Below are 16462 nucleotides of genomic sequence, written 5' to 3' on the forward strand. Positions count from 1 at the left end.
GTGCATTGATGCAGCTCAAGAAAGCCCGTCGATGGTACCCCCGGCCCCGGGAAATGCCGCCGTGGCGGGTTGCCGCGCGGCAGCTTGCCTCAGTCTAAATATGAATTTCAGTCATATAAAAATGAATAAATAATATTTTAATGGAATAAAAAATCCCGGTAGCTTTCGCTCCAACGGCGCCCGCAGAGGCGCCGGAGCCAACCCCCGCCGCCCGCGTCGCCGCCACGAGCGCGATCTGCCCGGCACGCTGCCCTACAAGGACGCCGTCATGAAGAAACTGCTGCTCATCACTGCCCTCGCCGCCGCCTTCAGCGCCTCGGTCAACGCCAACGAGAAACTGGTGGTGGCCGCCACCCCGGTGCCCCACGCGGAAATCCTCGAGCTGATCAAGCCGACCCTGGCCAAGGAAGGGGTGGACCTGGAGGTCAAGGTCTTCACCGACTACGTGCAGCCCAACGTGCAGGTGGCCGAGAAGCGCCTGGACGCCAACTACTTCCAGACCAAGCCGTACCTGGACAACTTCAACAAGGGCAAGGGCACCGACCTGGTCACCGTGACCGGCGTGCACGTCGAGCCCTTCGGCGGCTACTCGAAGAAGTACAAGTCCCTGGCCGAGCTGCCCGACGGCGCCACCGTCGCCCTGCCCAACGAGGGCAGCAACAGCGGCCGCGCCCTGCTCCTGCTGCAGAAGGCCGGCGTCATCAAGCTGAAGGACCCGCACAACGCCCTGGCCACGCCGAAAGACATTGCCGAGAACCCCAAGCACCTGAAGTTCAAGGAGCTGGAATCGGCCCTGCTGCCGCGCGTGCTGGACCAGGTCGACCTGGACCTGATCAACACCAACTACGCCCTGGAAGCCAAGCTCAACCCGGTGAAGGACGCCCTGATCCTCGAAGACCGCAACTCGCCCTACGTGAACTACCTGGTGGCGCGCCCGGACAACAAGGACAGCGACGCCCTGAAGAAACTCTCCGCGGCCCTGACCAGCCCGGAAGTGAAGGCCTTCATCGAGAAGAAATACGACGGCGCGGTGATCCCCGCCTTCTGATCGATGCCCAGCCGGCGGCGCCGCGCAGCGCCGCCCATCCCCCACGCCGGTGAGCATCCGCACCGGCGTTTTCATTTCGAGATCGCGCAGATGAAAGTCCCCCAACCGTTGCTGACCTTCCCCGACGCCGACAAGAGCCCGCTGAGCATCCGCGCCAAGGCGCTGGTGTTCTTCGACCCGCGTTCGCACCAGGTGCGCGACGAGGTCGAGCGCCTGGCCCCGGGCCTGCAGCCGGTGCTGATCCGCGGCGAGACGGGCACCGGCAAGGAACTGCTGGCCCGGCACATCCACCGCGCCAGCGAGCGCCCCGGGCTGTTCGTCGCGGTGAGCTGCAGCGCGCTGAGCCGCAACTTCGCCGAGGCCGAGCTGTTCGGCTACGCCCCCGGCGCCCACAACGGCCCGGTGGGCAGCCGCGCCGGCTGGCTGGGCTCGGCCAACGGCGGCACCCTGTACCTGGACGAGATCGCCGACCTGCCGCTGGCCTTGCAGGAAAAACTCCTGCGCGTGCTGCAGGAACGCGAAGTGCTGCGCGTCGGCGCCCGCGAGCCGATCCCGGTGGACGTGCGCCTGGTGGTGGCCACCAGCATCGACCTGGGCCAGGCGGTGGCCGCCGGCAAGTTCCTCGAACCGCTGCGGCAATACCTGGTGGACGGCGACCTGGAACTGCCGCCGCTGCGCCAGCGCATCGGCGACATCCTGCCATTGGCCGAATACTTCCTCGGCATCCACGCCCAGCGCCTGGACCTGTCGGTGCCGCACATCGGCGAAGCGACCCAGGCGGCGCTGGAAGCCTACCCCTGGCCGGGCAACATCCGCGAGCTGGAGAACGTCATCCACTTCGCCCTGCTGGTCAGCCCGGGCGCGGAAATCCAGCCGCAGCACCTGAACCTGCCCGACGCCGCGCCGGCGGACCTGCGCCAGCTGCTGCGCCGGCCCGGCGTGCGCGAACAGTTGCGCGCGTTATTGGAAGAAGACCCGCTCCCGTAACACCGAGCTGCTCTTCTGCTCGCCTGCAATGTAGGAGCAACTGTCTTGCAAGCCGCACCGGGGCGCTTTTCGTAGGATGGTGTTGAGCGAAGCGATACCCATCAGCGCAACCGCATGGGTTTCGCAAGCTCAACCCATCCTACGAAAAGCCATGCGCGCTTCTGCAAGGAGCTCGGCCCCCGCGAAAAAGCGCCCCCTAAGTCATGAACGTTCACGAAAAGCGACGAATGGTCGCAGTGAAACGATTCGCCTACCCCGCCGCCGACGGCAGGGAATCCTGATGGAAAGGTCAAAAACAGGAATTTCTCTGACATTTACATAAAAAAGCAGCCTCATCGACCACATCGATACCGATCATCAGGCGCATCAACTTCTTTTTGTCATGAAGATCAGGGAAAATGGCTGTCAGGCAGTCGGGACCCAATTTCCCCGGCGCCTTTGGAGACTATCGTGACCAGCTTTGCCGCTCTTGCCAGCTTTTTCGCCGCCACCGCTTTCCTCAACGTACCTCAGCAGGTCGATCCGGAACGCCGTGAAGTCCGCCGCGTGAAGCGCCGCCGCAAGTAAAGCAGTACCCGCTCCGATCGGCCCCCGCACGGGGCCGGCGGCGGGACCATCGGTCCCGAGGATTGGCCCTGGCACGGCCTTTCGTGTTTATATTGATTGGTTGATCAATTAAAAACACGAGGAACCCCGCCCGTTTTGTCCGCCGTTCCCTCTCCCTCCGTCACCGCGCCACCCACCCCCGCCATGCGCATGAACCCACCGGTCTTCTACGGTGCGGCAGCGCTGATCCTGTTGTTCGTCGCCCTGGTCATCGGCTTTCCCGCCGAGGCCGGCCAATGGCTGCTCGACGCCCAGGCCTGGGCCGCCGCCAACGTCGGCTGGTACTACCTGCTGGCGATGACGCTGTACCTGATCTTCGTGGTGGTCACCGCGCTTTCCGGCTACGGGAAGATCAAGCTCGGTGCCGACCACGACGAGCCGGAATTCAGCTACCTGTCCTGGGCCGGCATGCTGTTCGCCGCGGGCATCAGCATCACCCTGTTCTTCTTCTGCGTGTCCGAGCCGCTGACGCACTTCCTGCAGCCGCCTCAGGGCGCGGCCGGCGGCGCCGAGGCCGCGCGCCAGGCCATGCAGCTGCTGTTCCTGCACTGGGGCCTGCACGGCTGGGGCGTGTTCGCCCTGGTGGCCATGGCCCTGGCCTACTTCGCCTACCGCCACAACCTGCCGCTGGCGCTGCGCTCGGCGCTGTACCCGCTGATCGGCAAGCGCATCAACGGGCCCATCGGCTACACCGTGGACTGCTTCGGCATCGTCGCCACCGTGTTCGGCCTGGGCGCGGACATGGGCTTCGGCGTGCTGCAGCTCAACGCCGGGCTCGACTACCTGTTCGGCGTGGCCCACAGCCACCCGGTGCAGATGACGCTGATCGCCCTGATGATGGGCGCGGCCATCGCCGTGGCGGTGTCCGGCGTGGACAAGGGCATCCGCCTGCTGTCCGACATCAACATGCTGCTGGCCTGCGGCCTGCTGCTGTTCGTGCTGTTCGCCGGGCCCACCCAGCACCTGCTCAACACCCTGGTGCAGAACATCGGCGACTACCTGGGCGCGCTGCCGACCAAGAGCTTCGACCTCTACGCCTATGGCGAGGGCGGCGACTGGCTGGGCGGCTGGACGGTGTTCTACTGGGCCTGGTGGATCGCCTGGGCGCCCTTCGTCGGCCTGTTCATCGCGCGCATCTCCCGTGGGCGGACCATCCGCGAATTCGTCTTCGGCGTGCTGTTCATTCCCCTGGGCTTCACCCTGGCGTGGATGTCCATCTTCGGCAACAGCGCCCTGGACCAGGTGCTCAACCACGGCACCGTCGAGCTGGGCCGGGTGGCCGTGGCGGAGCCGCAGATGGCGCTCTACCAGCTGCTGCAGGACTACCCCGGCAGCCGCGCGCTGATCGCCGTGACCGTGCTGGTCAGCTTCGTGTTCTTCGTCACCTCGGCCGACTCCGGCACCGTGGTGCTTTCCACCCTCTCCGCCCGTGGCGGCAGCGCCGACGACGACGGGCCGAAGTGGCTGCGGGTGTTCTGGGGCCTGGCCACCGCGCTGGTCACCGGCGGGTTGCTGTTCGCCGGCAGCATCGACGCGCTCAAATCAGCGGTGGTGCTCACCTCGCTGCCCTTCTCGCTGATCCTGCTGCTGATGATGTGGGGCCTGCACAAGGCCTTCTACCTCGAATCCCAGCGCCAGCGCGCGCGCAGCCACTCCCTGGCGCCGCCGCTGGCGGCCAAGGCCGGCGGCTGGAAGCGGCGCATCTCCCAGGCGGTGCACTTCCCCACCCGCGACGAGGTGTACCGCTTCCTGGCGGACGTGGTGAGCCCGGCGATGGCCGAGGTGGCGGAGGTGTTCCGCGACAAGGGCCTGCAGGTGGACGCCGACCTCGACCCGGGCAACCTGGAGCTGAGCCTGGAGATCGGCCACGGCGAGCAGCACCCGTTCTACTACCAGGTATCGATGCGCGGCTACTTCACGCCGTCCTTCGCCCGCGCCGGCATGGGCGGCCTGCACCTGAAGAACCGCCGCTACTTCCGCGCCGAGGTGCACCTGGCCGAGGGCAGCCAGGACTACGACCTGATGGGCTACGGCAAGGAGCAGATCATCAACGACATGCTCGACCAGTACGAGCGGCATCTGCAGTTCCTGCATCTGGTCCGCTGAGAAGCCGTCTACGATCCGCCATGCGTCGGCATGGCTGCGTAGACAGTTTCCAGACGCGACCAAGGGAGGCCTGGAAATAGGCAATTGATAGTGATTATCATTGGCCATTCTTTTTCCAGGCCATCCCCATGTCGGCGACCGTCCTCGACCCACAGCACGCCCTGCGCGACCTCTACAGCGAGCACCACGGCTGGCTGCACGGCTGGCTGCGGCGCCGCCTGGGCAATGCCTGCGATGCCGCCGACCTGGCCCAGGACACCTTCGTCCGCGTGCTGCGCGCGCGCAACGCCAGCGAAATCCGCGAGCCGCGCGACTACCTGGCCACCGTCGCCCGCGGCCTGATGGTCGACCACTTCCGCCGCCGCGCGCTGGAACAGGCCTACCTGGAAGCCCTGGCCAGCCTGCCGGAAGACGAGCAGCCCTCGCCGGAGACCCAAGCCCTGCTGTTCGAGGCGCTGATGGAGATCGACCGCCTGCTCGACGGCCTGGGCGCCAAGGTCAAGCGCAGCTTCCTGCTGGCCCAGGTGGAGGGCCTGACCTACGCCGAGATCGCCGAGCGCCAGGGCATTTCCCTGCGCACGGTGAACAACCACATGGCCAAGGCCATGGAACACTGCTGCCTGATGCTGCCATGAGCACCGCCACTCCCAGCGAGACCGAGCGCCAGGCCATCCGCGCCGCCGCCCAGTGGTACGCGCGCCTCTATTCCGGCCAGGCCAGCGATGCCGACCGCAACGCCTGGCAGCACTGGTACGCCGCCAGTGCCGAGCACCAGCGCGCCTGGGCCCGGGTGGAACAGGTGCGCCAGCAGTTCGCCCGGGTGCCGGGGCAACTGGCCGGGCCGACGCTGGGTGCCCGCGCGCTGTCGCGCCGGCAGATGCTCGGCGGCCTGGGCAGCCTCGCCCTGGGCCTGCCGCTGGCCTGGCTGGCCTGGCGCGACACGCCCTGGCAGGCCTGGCTGGCCGACTACCGCAGCGCGGTGGGCGAACGCCGCGAAGTCACCCTGGCCGACGGCTCCTCGCTGACGCTCAACACCGATAGCGCGGTGGACGTGCTGTTCGACCCCGAACAACGCCTGCTGCGTCTGCTGCGCGGGGAAATCTTCGTCAGCACCGCGCCGGACCCCAGCGGCAGCGCGCGGCCCTTCCGCGTGGAGACGCCGCAGGGGCGCATCCTCGCCCTGGGCACCCGCTTCAGCGTGCGCCTGCTCGACGGCCGCACCCGCGTCGCCGTGCTCGACAAGGCCGTGGAAGTCCGCCCCCAGGCCGCGCCGCAGCGCAGCCGCATCCTGCACGGCGGCGAGCAGCTCGACCTCGACGCGCTGGAACTCGGCCAACTGCGGCACAACGACGCCAACACCGCCGCCTGGCTGGCCGGCAGCCTGATCGCCGTGGACCGCCCGCTGGGCGAGCTGCTGGAGGAACTCTCGCGCTACCGCAACGGCGTGCTGCATTGCGACCCGCAAGTGGCCGGCCTGAAGGTCTCCGGCAACTTCCCCATCGGCGACACCGACCTGGCCCTGGCCGCCCTGGAATCCGGCTTCGACCTGCGCATCGTCCGCCATACGCGCTTCTGGGTCAGCGTGCAGCCACGCGCCTGAACGCCGGGGGCGAAAAAAATCCGCCCGCCCTTGCACTTTTTTCCGCCCTCGCCCGGCCCCCTCTTATTCCGGGCCATCTGGCCCAACTTGGGGGAGCTTGCATGAACCGCTACACCGCCCCGGCGCCGACCACCGGCAGCCGCTCGTTGCACAAACCGCTGGCCCTGGCCATCGCCCTGGCCCTGGGCGCCGGCGCGCTCGCCGCCACCACGGTCCAGGCCGCGGAAGCCGCGCGCTACGACATCGCCGCCGGCCCGCTGGCCGAGGTTCTCGGGCGCTTCGCCAGCGCCGCCGGGGTGGCCCTGTCGTTCGACGCCGCGCAACTGCGCGGCCGCCAGTCCACCGGCCTGCACGGCAGCTACGACGTCACCGGCGGCTTCAGCGCGCTGCTCGCCGGCAGCGGCCTGGAGGCCGAGCCCCAGGCCAACGGCAGCTACGTGCTGCGGCCGCTGCCCACCGACGGCGCCGTGGCCCTGTCGGCCAGCACCATCACCGCCAGCCTCGGCGCCGAGACGCTGCCGCCCGCCTATGCCGGCGGCCAGGTGGCCAGCGGCGCGCGCCTGGGCATGCTGGGCAACGCCGACCTCATGGATACGCCCTTCAGCGTCACCAGCTACACCGCGCAGACCATCGAGGCCCAGCAGGCGCGCAGCGTCGCCGACCTGCTGGTGGCCAACGACCCGTCGGTGCGGGTGGTCGGCGGCCGCGGCGACCTGGTGGACACCTACGTCATCCGCGGTTTCAACGTGAACAACGCCGACGTCGCCCTCAACGGCCTGTACGGCGTGCTGCCCTACTGGCGGGTGCCGATCGAGTTCGCCGAGCGCGTCGAAGTGCTCAAGGGCCCCACCGCCCTGCTCGGCGGCATGTCCCCCGGCGGCAGCGTCGGCGGCACCATCAACCTGGTGCCCAAGCGCGCCGAGGACCAGCCGCTGACCCGCGTCAGCCTGGACTGGACCGACCGCTCGCAGGTCGGCACGCACCTGGACATCGGCCGCCGCTTCGGCGAGGGCAACGCCTTCGGCGTGCGCTTCAACGGCGTGTACCGCAACGGCGACACCGCCATCGACCACCAGAGCCGCGAGTTCCCGCTGATGTCCCTGGCCCTGGACTTCCGCGGCGAGCGCCTGCGCCTGTCCAGCGACCTGCTGTACCAGAAGGAGAGCCTGGAGGGCGTGGTGCGCCCGGTGATCACCGGCACCGCCACCAGCATCCCCCACGCGCCGGACTCCAAGACGCGCTTCGGCCTGCGCGATTCCTACCTGGACCAGGAGGACTACTCCATGGTCAACCGCGGCGAGTACGACCTCAGCGACCACCTCACCGCCTTCGCCAGCATCGGCGGACGGCAGAGCAACTACGAGACCATCGCCGCCAACAGCATCCTCAACGGCAACCAGGGCGACATCATCAACGGCCTGGCGCGCCAGCGCGCCGACCGCCGCACCTACTCCGGCGAGGCCGGCCTGCGCGGCGACTTCGACACCGGCCCGGTGCGCCACGACTGGACCGTCAGCGCCAACCGCCTGCACGAGCGCGTGGGCATGGTCTACGTGTTCACCGGCATGCAGCCGGGCAGCCTCTACGAGACCTCGCCGCACACGCCGATCCCGGACTTCTCCAGCCTCGACGGCGGCATCCCCAAGACCAACGAAACCGACCTTTCCGGCGTGGCCCTGGCCGACAAGCTGTCGATCCTCGACGAGCGCGTGCAGTTCACCGCCGGCGTGCGCCGGCAGACGGTGCAGTCCAAGGACTACGACCCGTCCAGCGGGGCGCGCACCAACAAGTACGACGAGCACGCCTGGACGCCGATGTTCAGCCTGCTGGTCAAGCCGCTGGACGAGCTGTCGCTGTACGCCAACTACATCCAGGGCCTGAGCCAGGGCGACACCCCGCCCTCCACCGCGGCCAACGCCGGCCAGGCGCTGGCGCCGTACAAGGCCGAGCAGTACGAGGTCGGCGCCAAGTACGAACTGGGCAGCTTCACCACCACCCTGGCGCTGTTCGAGATCAAGAAGCCGAACGCCTTCCTCGACGCCGACAACGTGTTCCGCGCCGACGGCGAGCAGCGCAACCGCGGCATCGAGCTGAGCCTGTTCGGCGAACTGACCGACGACCTGCGCGTGCTGGCCGGCGCCACCTACATCAAGGCCGAGCAGAGCAAGACCGCCAACCCCGCCAGCGAAGGCCAGGACGCCCCCGGCGTGCCGCGGCGCCAGGCCAACCTGGGGCTGAGCTGGGACACCCCGTTCGTCCAGGGGCTGACCCTCGACGGCCGCTGGATCTACACCGGCGCGGCCTACCTGGACACCACCAACGACCTCAAGGTCCCACACTGGAACCGCGTCGATGTCGGCGCCAGCTATGCCTTCCAGGTCGCCGGCAAGCCGCTGGTGGCGCGGGCCAACCTTGAGAACCTGCTGGCCAAGGACTACTGGACCGCGTCCAACGGCTACATGACCGTCAGCTCGCCGCGCACCCTGTCGCTGTCGCTGACCGCGGACTTCTGAGGCGCCCATGACCGCGAAAGCCCTGCGCACCTGGTACCTGGTGCACAAGTGGACCAGCCTGGTGTCCACGCTGTTCCTCCTGCTGCTGTGCCTGACCGGCCTGCCGCTGATCTTCCACGAGGAGATCGAGCACTACCTGGAACCGCACCCGGAGCTCAAGCCGCTGACCACCGAGTCGCCGCGCATCGACTACGACGACGTGGTGGCCCGCGCCCTGGCCGCGCGCCCGGGCGAGGTGGTGCGCTTCGTGGTGTTCGACCCCGACGAGCCGCTGGGCGCGGTGATCACCGCGCCCAGCCTGGTGCCGCCGCCGGAGATCGGCCACGTGCAGCCGTTCGACGCGCGCACCGGCGAGTTCTTCGACCCGGAGCCGCCGCCCGGCGGCTTCATGTACCTGATGCTCAAGCTGCACACCGACCTGTTCATGGGCCTGCCCGGCTACCTGTTCCTCGGCTTCATGGGGCTGCTGCTGGTGGCCTCGCTGGTGTCCGGGGTGGTGGTCTACACGCCCTTCATGCGCAAGCTCGACTTCGCCGCGGTGCGCACCCGGCGCAGCCGCCGGGTGAAGTGGCTGGACCTGCACAACATGCTGGGCATCGTCACCCTGGCCTGGGTACTGGTGGTGGGCGCCACCGGGGTGATCAACACCCTGGCGCTGCCGATCCTCATGCTCTGGCGCAGCGACCAGCTGGCCGAGATGACCGCGCCCTACCGCGACGCGCCGCCCATGGCCGACAACGGCTCGCTGCACAAGGCGCTGCAGACCGCCCAGGCGGCGGCGCCGGACATGACCATGAGCTTCATCGGCTTCCCCGGCACCCAGTTCAGCAGCCAGCACCACTACGCGGTGTTCATGCACGGCGCCACGCCGCTGACCAAGCGCCTGCTCAAGCCGGCCCTGGTGGACGCGCAGACCGGCGAGCTGACCGACATCCGCGAGATGCCGCTGTACGTGAAGACGCTGTTCCTCTCGCAGCCGCTGCACTTCGGCGACTACGGCGGGCTGCCGCTGAAGATCGTCTGGACGCTGCTCGACCTGGTGGCCATCGTCGTCCTCGGCAGCGGCCTGTACCTGTGGTTCGCGCGGCGCAAGACCCTGGAGAAACGCCTGGCCGACCTGCAGGCCGGGCACCTGGCCGCGGAGGGCGAGGCATGAAGCGCAACCTGTGGAGGGTGTTCCGCTGGCCCCTGGCGCTGGCCGTGCTCAGCCTGGTGGGGCTGGTTTCCGCGCTGGTCGGCGACGGCCCCTGGGACGCGCTGTCCTGGTTCGCCCTGGGCGTTCCCCTGGCGGTGATCCTGGCGGCGCTGGCCCGCGCCCGCAGGCCGTCGCCATGAACCCGATCTACGGCGACCGCGCCCTGCGCCTGTGCGGCTACGCCGGGCTGCTGGCCGCGGTGTTCTGGATGATCGGCGACGCCGGCCTGCTCGGCGCCCGGGCCAACCTCGCCGACTACCTTCCGCTGCAGGACTACCTGGCGCGGATCAGCTTCGAAGGCCTGGACTACATGCTGCCCAACAGCGAGCCGCGCCTGGCCTTCGGCGCCCTGGTGGCGGTGCTGGCCATGCCGCTGTACCTGCTCGGCGCCTGGCACTGGTTCCTGGTCGCCCGCGGCCGGGGCTGGATGGCCTGGACGCTGTTCGCCCTGCTGGTCTGCGGCAACGCCTACTCGCCGCTGGGGCACGCCGCTTTCTACCACCTGGGGATGGTCTACAAGACCCTCCTGCTGGTGCCGGCCGACGCCCACCCGGCGCTGCTGGCGCTGGGCGAGCAGTTCCACCGCCTGCTGATGATCGCCTGGGTGGCGGCGGTGGGCGGCCTGGTGGCCGGGCTGGGCGTGCTCACCCTGGCCATCGCCTGCGGGCGCACGCGCCTGCCGCGCAGCAGCGCGCTGCTGCTCAACCCGCTGAGCCTTGGGGTGCTGGGCCACTTCGCCCCCGCCGTTCTGGCGGAGCCGCTGGGCACCTGGCTGCGCGGCGCCGGCATCAACATCGGCTGGTTCGTCGCCTACGCCTTCTCCAGCCTGTGGTTCGCCCGGCGCGGGGCTCAGAGCCGGTAGGGCAGGCGCACGCCGGCGTCGTCGACGGGGAAGTCCCTGGTGTTGCGGGTGACCAGCAGGCGCCCCTGCACCTCGGCGCTGGCCTTGATGATGGCGTCCGGCAGCTTCACCCGCAGCGCCTGGCGTACCGCCACGGCGCGCTCGGCGACGGGCGCGTCGAGCGGCACCAGGGCGAAGCTGTCGAGGAAGGCGCGGGTGGCCGCGGCGGTGGCGGGCGTGGCGCCGATCATCACCTCCATCCAGGTGACGATGCTGATGGCGGGGTCATCGTAGCGGCGCAGCTCGTCGCGGGCCTGTTCGTGGCCGTTGAGGTAGTCGATGAGGATGTTGGTGTCGAACAGCGCCTTCACCATTCCTCGCGCACCTTCTCCTGGTAGGCCAGGCCGTCGCCGGCGCTGCCGTTCCACAGGCCGAAGGCGGCCTCGGCATCCTGCCGGCGGTGCCGGACCAGGTACTCGGCGACCGCCTCGCGGATCAGCGCGGCGCGCGATTGCTGCTGTTGCTCGCCCAGGGCGTTGAGCGCCTCAAGGTGCTCGGCGGGGATGTCGACCAGGGTACGCATGGCGTCCTCCATATATGATATCGATAACATATATCACACATCCCCGGTCGACCAAGCCTGCGTTTGTATCAGCGTTTGCCCAGCACCTGGCGGTGGAACAGCACGCAGACCACCACGAACACCAGCAGCCCCAGCCACTGCGCGGTGTCCTCGAAGCCGGCGCCGACCAGCGCCAGGGGCGCGTCCTTGCCGCTGGTGCCGATCAGCGCGGCGAGCAGGATGCCCATCAGGCTCTCGCCGACGATCAGCCCCGAAGCCAGCAGTACGCCGCGGCGGCGCGGCAGGTCGGCGTACTTGTCCTCGTTCACCCCGGCGGCCTGGGCGCGCTTCTTCAGCGTGCTCTCCAGCAGCCAGGCGAGCACCGCGCCCACCACCAGGGTCATGCCGATGGTCGGCGGCAGGTAGATGCCCAGGCCCACGGCCAGCACCGGCAGGCTGGCCTTGCCGGTGCGGCGCAGGAGCACGTCGACGAGGATCAGGGCGATGCCCAGGGCCACGCCGATGAGGATCATGTTCCAGTTCAGCGCGTTGTGGAAAATCCCGCTGGCGATGGCGGTCATCAACGTCGCCTGGGGCGCGGCCAGGGCCGCGCCGGGGTCCATGCCCTCGCGCGGCAGGGCGCCGGTGAAACCGTAGGCGTTGTACAGCAGCTCCAGCACCGGCGGGATCACCAGCGCGCCCACCAGGCAGCCGACGATCAGCGCCACCTGCTGGCGCCAGGGCGTGGCGCCGACCAGGTAGCCGGTCTTGAGGTCCTGCAGGTTGTCGTTGGAAATGGCGGCGATGGCCAGCACCACCGAGGTGGTGAACAGCGCCAGGGCGATCGCCAGCTTGCCGCCCTCGCGGTCGAGGAAGCCGGTCTCCAGCGAACCGACGCCGAGGATCAGCAGCGACACCAGGATCACCGCGATGATGCCGATGCCGGAGATCGGGCTGCTGGAGGAACCCACCAGGCCGGCCATGTAGCCGCAGGCGGCGGCGATGAGGAAGCCGAAGAAGAAGGCGAACACCACGCAGGTGGCCACCAGGCCCCAGAAGGCGAAGCCGGCGAGGTCCGGCGCGGCCTGGCCGAGGAAGTAGGCGAAGACCACGAACAGCGCCACCAGCAGGAAGGCGGCGATGGCCAGGATCCAGGCCGCCGGCATGTCGCGCTCGGTGCGCAGGTCGCTGACCTCGACGCGTCCGCTGATGGCGCCGAGCGAGGCCCAGACGCCCTGCACCATGGGCTTGAACAGGGTGGCGAGGGTCCAGAGCGCGGCCACGCCGATGGTGCCGGCGCCGAGGAAGCGCACCTGGCTGCTCCACAGCTTGCTGGCCAGCTCCGGCAGGCTCTGCCCGGCGGCCAGGGTGCTGTTCACGGTGAGCAGCGGCACCGCCACGCCCCAGGCGATCACCACGCCGATGAGGATGGCGATGCCGGCGGTGATGCCCATCAGGTAGCCGGCGCCCACCAGCGCCAGGGAGAAGCCGGTGGACAGGCGGAAGGCCGCCTGGCCGGCGCTGATCCAGAAGCTGAAGCCCTCGGCCAGCAGCTTGAAGCCGCTGCTGAACAGACTGAACAGCGCCGCCACCAGGCCGCCGGCGAGGATGTCGCGCAGGCCCGGCTTGCTGCCGTCGCCGGCCTGCGGGTGTTCCTCGTCATGGCTGCCGACACGGAGGATTTCCGCCGCCGCCACGCCCTCGGGGTACGGCAGGCTGCTCTGCACCACCATCACCCGGCGCAGCGGGATGGTGTAGAGCACCCCGAGGATGCCGCCGATGGAGCAGATGGCCGCGGTCTGCCAGAACGGGAAGCCGGCCCAGTAGCCGATCATCAGCAGCCCCGGGAGGATGAAGATGATCGACGACAGGGTGCCGGCGGCCGAGGCCTGGGTCTGCACCATGTTGTTCTCCAGGATGTTCGAGCCGGAGAAGTAGCGCAGCACCGCCATGGAGATCACCGCGGCGGGGATCGAGGAGGCGAACGTCAGCCCGACCTTCAGGCCCAGGTAGACGTTGGAGGCGGTGAAGACGACGGTGATGAGGGCGCCGAGGATGAGCCCGCGCAGGGTCAGTTCGGCCAGGTTCGATTCGTCCGGAATCCGTTCGAGCATGGAAGGAAGTCTCTGAAAGGCAACCTGCCAAGCTTAGGCCAGAGCGGCGCGCGCGCCCACGTCACCGAATGTCGCCCAGGCGACGCCCCCCGCTTTTCGTAGGAGCGAGGGTTGGCGTGCGGGGGTCAGAACGGCTTGTCGCCGAGGATGGTCGCGCGGTGCATCACCCGGCGCTGCGGGCGGTAGTCGTCCACCGCGTAGTGCTGGGTCACGCGGTTGTCCCAGAAAGCCACGTCGTTCTCGCGCCAGCGCCAGCGCACGGTGAACTCCGGGCGGGCGACGTGGGCGAACAGCAGGTCGAGGATGGCCCGGCTCTCGGCCGCCGACAGCTCGTTGATGCGGGTGGTGAAGCCGTCGCTGACGAACAGCGCCTTGCGCCCGGTGACCGGGTGGGTGCGGATCACCGGGTGCGAGCGCGGCGGGTTCTTCTTGCGCGCCTCCTCCAGCCGCGCCAGGTCGGCGTCGGTGGCGCCGAAGCGTTCCTGGGGGAAGGACTTGCTGATGTCGTGGGTGGCGGTCAGGCCGTCGAGCAGGCGCTGCAAGGGTTTGGACAGCGCCTCGAAAGCGGCGATGCCGCTGGCCCAGAGGGTGTCGCCGCCATAGGGCGGCAACTGCTTGGCGGCCAGCACCGCGCCCAGGGCCGGGGTTTCCAGGAAGGTTACGTCGGTGTGCCAGATGGCGTTGTCGCGCACGTCGGTGACGGCGGTGTCGAGCACGATCACCTCGCGCTGCTCGGGCACGCTGGGGTAGATCGGGTGGATGTGCAGGTCGCCGAAGCGCGCGGCGAAGGCGGCCTGCTGCGAAGGAGTCAGCGGCTGGTCGCGGAAGAACAGCACCTGGTGGGCGAGCAGGGCCTGCTCGATGGCCTGCTGCTGGGCGTCGTCCAGCGGCTGGCGCAGGTCGATGCCGGAGACTACGGCGCCCAGGGCGGGGCTGAGGGGGGCCAGGGTCAGGGTGGTCATTTCTTTTCTCTCTCGTGTTCTGTGCAGGGAAGAGCACCCTCTCCCCAGCCCTCTCCCGCAAGCGGGAGAGGGAGCCGTTCGGTGTATTCGTCGAGCGCCGAGCTAACCGGCAGCTCCGATCAGTCCCCTCTCCCTTCAGGGAGAGGGTTAGGGAGAGGGGCTCTTGCTCTTGCTCTTACCCCAGCTCCAGGCCCTACTCCCAGGAAGCAAACCGCCCCTGCAACCAGCGCAAGCCCAGCTCGAAGCTCAACGCGATCCCGGCGATCAGCAGAATCCCCAGCACCACCACATCGGTCGCCAGGAACTGCGCCGCCGACTGCACCATGAAGCCCAGCCCGCGGTTGGCGGCGATCAGCTCGGCGGCGACCAGGGTCGACCAGCCCACGCCCAGGGCGATGCGCAGGCCGGTGAGGACTTCCGGCAGGGCGCTGGGCAGCACCACGTGGCGCACCACCTGCCAGCGGTTGGCCCCCAGGCAGCGCACCGCCTGGATGCGCGACCTGTCCACGCGGCGCACGCCGGCGGCGGTGGCGATCAGCAGCGGGGCGAACAGCGCGAGGTAGATCAGCAGCACCTTGGACAGCTCGCCGATGCCGAACCAGATGACGATCAGCGGCAGGTAGGCCAGCGGCGGGATCGGCCGGTAGAACTCCACCAGCGGGTCGAGCGCGGCGCCCACCAGCGGGTTGAGGCCCATGAGGATGCCCAGCGGAATCGCCGTGAGCACCGCTGCGCCGAGTGCCAGCAGCACGCGCAGCAGGCTGGTGCCGATGTGCTGCCACAGCGTGGCGTCGACGTAGCCTTCGGCGAGCACCCGCTGCAAAGCTTCGTAGAGCTGCTCGGGGGCCGGCAGGAACAGCGTGTCGACCCAGCCGAAATGGGTGGCGAACCACCAGAGCGCGGCGAGTGCGGCGATGCTCCCGGCGGCGGCCCAGCGCCGCGCGTCGCGCGGGCGGGCAGGCTTGGCGCGGCGGCGGGCAGGCAGCTTGGCGCTGAGGGTGTCAGTGGGCATGTTCGGCCTCCGGCTCTTCCAGGAACTCGTCCAACAACTCTTGACGCAGGCGGCCGAACTCCGGGTCGGCCTTGATCGAGCGCACCGGCTCGCCGGCCGCGTAGCGCCGCGCGAAGTCAGGGCGCAGGCGCTTGACGATGCGCGCCGGCGGGCCGTCCATGACCACCAGGTCGGTGGCCAGGAACAGCGCCTCGTCGACGCTGTGGGTGATCAGGAACAGGCCCTTGCCGGTCTTGCGCCAGAGGTCCAGGGTGAGCACCTGCATGCGCTCGCGGGTCAGGGCGTCGAGGGCGCCGAAGGGCTCGTCCAGCAGCAGGAAGTCCGGCTCCACCGCCAGGGCGCGGGCCAGGCCCAGGCGCTGGCGCTGGCCGCCGGAAAGCTGCGAGACGCGGTAATGCGCGTGCTCCTGCAGGCCCACCAGGGCCAGCACCGCGCGGGCGCGGGCCTCGCGTTCGGCACGGCCCAGGCCGCGGATGCGCAGCCCCAGGGCGACGTTGTCGAGAGCGTCCAGCCAGGGCATCAGGGCGTCGTCCTGGAACACCACGCCACGCTCGCCGCCGGGGCCTTCGAGAGTCCGGCCGTCGATCTGCACGCGGCCGCGGTCGGGCTTCTGGAACCCGGCCAGGACGTTGAGCAGCGTGGACTTGCCGCAGCCCGAAGGGCCCAGCACCACCAGGGACTCGCCCTTGGCCACGTCCAGGGTCAGCTCATGCAGCACGCGCCGGGTCTGGCCATGCTGCTGGAAAGAAAGGCTCACGGCCTCGGCCGTCAGACGGCTCATATTTCTGCCCTCCGCAGGGTAAGAAGTGGCTCGCTGGAGCACCCTCTCCCCCCGCCCTCTCCCGCAAGCGGGAGAGGGGCTAGCCGTGCCATCCCCGGGAATCGGTGCCCAGGCCTGGCGACGGACGGCTCCCTC

The 16462-nt window shown here is 69.2% G+C and carries 15 protein-coding genes; 9 read left to right on the forward strand and 6 right to left on the reverse strand.

Annotated elements, in window-relative coordinates; genetic code table 11:
* The first annotated feature begins 268 nt into the window (after positions 1–268).
* From RN02_RS28950 to RN02_RS28990, 9 genes are all read left to right on the forward strand, one after another.
* Complete coding sequence (locus tag RN02_RS28950) at positions 269–1048, forward strand: MetQ/NlpA family ABC transporter substrate-binding protein (RefSeq protein ID WP_043318696.1); 780 nt, start codon at positions 269–271, stop codon at positions 1046–1048.
* A gap of 90 nt (positions 1049–1138) precedes the next feature.
* Positions 1139–2035: a sigma 54-interacting transcriptional regulator gene (locus RN02_RS28955; protein ID WP_043318697.1), complete on the forward strand. Its 897-nt coding sequence runs from the start codon at positions 1139–1141 to the stop codon at positions 2033–2035.
* 756 nt (positions 2036–2791) lie between these two features.
* On the forward strand, positions 2792–4747 hold the full coding sequence (gene betT, locus RN02_RS28960) for a choline BCCT transporter BetT (RefSeq protein ID WP_052267928.1): 1956 nt from the start codon (positions 2792–2794) through the stop codon (positions 4745–4747).
* 128 nt (positions 4748–4875) lie between these two features.
* Complete coding sequence (locus RN02_RS28965) at positions 4876–5382, forward strand: sigma-70 family RNA polymerase sigma factor (RefSeq protein ID WP_043268844.1); 507 nt, start codon at positions 4876–4878, stop codon at positions 5380–5382.
* Positions 5379–6347 (forward strand): FecR domain-containing protein, encoded by a 969-nt coding sequence (locus RN02_RS28970; protein WP_043318701.1) that lies wholly within the window; start codon positions 5379–5381, stop codon positions 6345–6347. Before RN02_RS28965 ends, RN02_RS28970 begins: the two co-directional genes overlap by 4 nt.
* Positions 6348–6448: 101 nt before the next feature.
* The gene (locus tag RN02_RS28975; RefSeq protein WP_052267923.1) at positions 6449–8860 is read left to right on the forward strand and encodes a TonB-dependent receptor; all 2412 of its coding nucleotides are present in this window, start codon (positions 6449–6451) and stop codon (positions 8858–8860) included.
* Positions 8861–8867: 7 nt separating this feature from the next.
* Positions 8868–10016: a PepSY-associated TM helix domain-containing protein gene (locus tag RN02_RS28980; RefSeq protein WP_043318703.1), complete on the forward strand. Its 1149-nt coding sequence runs from the start codon at positions 8868–8870 to the stop codon at positions 10014–10016.
* Positions 10013–10195 (forward strand): hypothetical protein, encoded by a 183-nt coding sequence (locus tag RN02_RS28985; RefSeq protein WP_043318704.1) that lies wholly within the window; start codon positions 10013–10015, stop codon positions 10193–10195. The genes RN02_RS28980 and RN02_RS28985 overlap by 4 nt, the downstream gene beginning before the upstream one ends.
* Positions 10192–10917 carry a DUF6796 family protein gene (locus RN02_RS28990; protein ID WP_043318706.1) on the forward strand — a complete coding sequence of 242 codons (726 nt, stop codon included), beginning with the start codon at positions 10192–10194 and terminating at the stop codon, positions 10915–10917. The genes RN02_RS28985 and RN02_RS28990 overlap by 4 nt, the downstream gene beginning before the upstream one ends.
* Here the strand turns inward: RN02_RS28990 and RN02_RS28995 are convergent.
* From RN02_RS28995 to RN02_RS29020, 6 genes are all read right to left on the reverse strand, one after another.
* Complete coding sequence (locus tag RN02_RS28995; protein WP_043268833.1) at positions 10905–11270, reverse strand: type II toxin-antitoxin system VapC family toxin; 366 nt, start codon at positions 11268–11270, stop codon at positions 10905–10907. The two genes, RN02_RS28990 and RN02_RS28995, sit on opposite strands and share 13 nt — an antisense overlap.
* The gene (locus tag RN02_RS29000) at positions 11264–11479 is read right to left on the reverse strand and encodes a CopG family transcriptional regulator (protein WP_009613188.1); all 216 of its coding nucleotides are present in this window, start codon (positions 11477–11479) and stop codon (positions 11264–11266) included. The genes RN02_RS28995 and RN02_RS29000 overlap by 7 nt, the downstream gene beginning before the upstream one ends.
* A gap of 68 nt (positions 11480–11547) precedes the next feature.
* On the reverse strand, positions 11548–13572 hold the full coding sequence (locus tag RN02_RS29005; protein ID WP_043318708.1) for an OPT family oligopeptide transporter: 2025 nt from the start codon (positions 13570–13572) through the stop codon (positions 11548–11550).
* Between the two features lie 125 nt (positions 13573–13697).
* Positions 13698–14534 (reverse strand): taurine dioxygenase, encoded by an 837-nt coding sequence (gene tauD / locus RN02_RS29010; RefSeq protein WP_043318710.1) that lies wholly within the window; start codon positions 14532–14534, stop codon positions 13698–13700.
* A gap of 193 nt (positions 14535–14727) precedes the next feature.
* Positions 14728–15546 carry an ABC transporter permease subunit gene (locus RN02_RS29015; RefSeq protein ID WP_043318711.1) on the reverse strand — a complete coding sequence of 273 codons (819 nt, stop codon included), beginning with the start codon at positions 15544–15546 and terminating at the stop codon, positions 14728–14730.
* Positions 15536–16327 carry a taurine ABC transporter ATP-binding protein gene (locus tag RN02_RS29020; protein ID WP_043318713.1) on the reverse strand — a complete coding sequence of 264 codons (792 nt, stop codon included), beginning with the start codon at positions 16325–16327 and terminating at the stop codon, positions 15536–15538. The genes RN02_RS29015 and RN02_RS29020 overlap by 11 nt, the downstream gene beginning before the upstream one ends.
* Between the last annotated feature and the right edge of the window lie 135 nt (positions 16328–16462).

It is taken from the genome of Pseudomonas sp. PI1 (assembly GCF_000812405.1).
Classification (GTDB): Bacteria; Pseudomonadota; Gammaproteobacteria; order Pseudomonadales; family Pseudomonadaceae; genus Pseudomonas; species Pseudomonas citronellolis.

Bases quoted from the DNA above. Each gene is read 5' to 3' on its own strand.
- RN02_RS28950 (WP_043318696.1), top strand. From the start codon at position 269: ATGAAGAAACTGCTGCTCATCACTGCCCTCGCCGCCGCCTTCAGCGCC.
- RN02_RS29005 (WP_043318708.1), bottom strand. From the start codon at position 13,572: ATGCTCGAACGGATTCCGGACGAATCGAACCTGGCCGAACTGACCCTG.
- RN02_RS28980 (WP_043318703.1), top strand. From the start codon at position 8,868: ATGACCGCGAAAGCCCTGCGCACCTGGTACCTGGTGCACAAGTGGACC.
- tauD (WP_043318710.1), bottom strand. From the start codon at position 14,534: ATGACCACCCTGACCCTGGCCCCCCTCAGCCCCGCCCTGGGCGCCGTA.
- RN02_RS28975 (WP_052267923.1), top strand. From the start codon at position 6,449: ATGAACCGCTACACCGCCCCGGCGCCGACCACCGGCAGCCGCTCGTTG.
- RN02_RS28965 (WP_043268844.1), top strand. From the start codon at position 4,876: ATGTCGGCGACCGTCCTCGACCCACAGCACGCCCTGCGCGACCTCTAC.
- RN02_RS28970 (WP_043318701.1), top strand. From the start codon at position 5,379: ATGAGCACCGCCACTCCCAGCGAGACCGAGCGCCAGGCCATCCGCGCC.
- RN02_RS29015 (WP_043318711.1), bottom strand. From the start codon at position 15,546: ATGCCCACTGACACCCTCAGCGCCAAGCTGCCTGCCCGCCGCCGCGCC.
- betT (WP_052267928.1), top strand. From the start codon at position 2,792: ATGAACCCACCGGTCTTCTACGGTGCGGCAGCGCTGATCCTGTTGTTC.
- RN02_RS28990 (WP_043318706.1), top strand. From the start codon at position 10,192: ATGAACCCGATCTACGGCGACCGCGCCCTGCGCCTGTGCGGCTACGCC.
- RN02_RS29000 (WP_009613188.1), bottom strand. From the start codon at position 11,479: ATGCGTACCCTGGTCGACATCCCCGCCGAGCACCTTGAGGCGCTCAAC.
- RN02_RS28985 (WP_043318704.1), top strand. From the start codon at position 10,013: ATGAAGCGCAACCTGTGGAGGGTGTTCCGCTGGCCCCTGGCGCTGGCC.
- RN02_RS28995 (WP_043268833.1), bottom strand. From the start codon at position 11,270: ATGGTGAAGGCGCTGTTCGACACCAACATCCTCATCGACTACCTCAAC.
- RN02_RS29020 (WP_043318713.1), bottom strand. From the start codon at position 16,327: ATGAGCCGTCTGACGGCCGAGGCCGTGAGCCTTTCTTTCCAGCAGCAT.
- RN02_RS28955 (WP_043318697.1), top strand. From the start codon at position 1,139: ATGAAAGTCCCCCAACCGTTGCTGACCTTCCCCGACGCCGACAAGAGC.